Here is a 488-nt window from a genome sequence, read left to right as displayed (position 1 = left end):
CCATGGGCACCGACCTCGAGTTCACCGAGGGCATGCAGTTCGACAAGGGCTACCTGTCGCCGTACTTCGTGACCGACCAGGAGTCGATGGAGGCCGTCCTCGACGACCCCTACATCCTGCTGCACCAGGGGAAGATCTCGGCGATCGCCGACCTGTTGCCCCTGCTGGAGAAGGTCATCCAGGCCGGCAAGCCGCTGTTCATCCTGGCCGAGGACGTCGAGGGCGAGGCGCTCTCGACCCTGGTGGTGAACAAGATCCGCGGCACCTTCAACGCCGTCGCGGTCAAGAGCCCCGCCTTCGGCGACCGCCGCAAGTCGATGATGCAGGACATCGCCACCCTCACCGGTGGTCAGGTCATCGCCCCCGAGGTCGGCCTCAAGCTCGACCAGGTCGGGCTCGACGCGCTGGGCACCGCCCGTCGCGTCGTGGTCACCAAGGACGACACCACGATCGTCGAGGGTGGCGGCAAGGGCGACGAGGTCCAGGGC

1 protein-coding gene is annotated in these 488 nt (G+C 67.2%); it reads left to right on the top strand.

Annotated features, from left to right (window positions below; genetic code table 11):
* Positions 1-488: TCP-1/cpn60 chaperonin family protein (locus tag ACU8YE_RS24620; protein ID WP_446930050.1), on the top strand; the 488-nt coding region annotated here is incomplete at both ends.

The organism is Ralstonia sp. VS2407 (genome assembly GCF_052950655.1).
The sequence above is the reverse complement of the archived record's forward strand: the minus strand, read 5'-3'. Positions and strand labels throughout refer to the sequence as shown.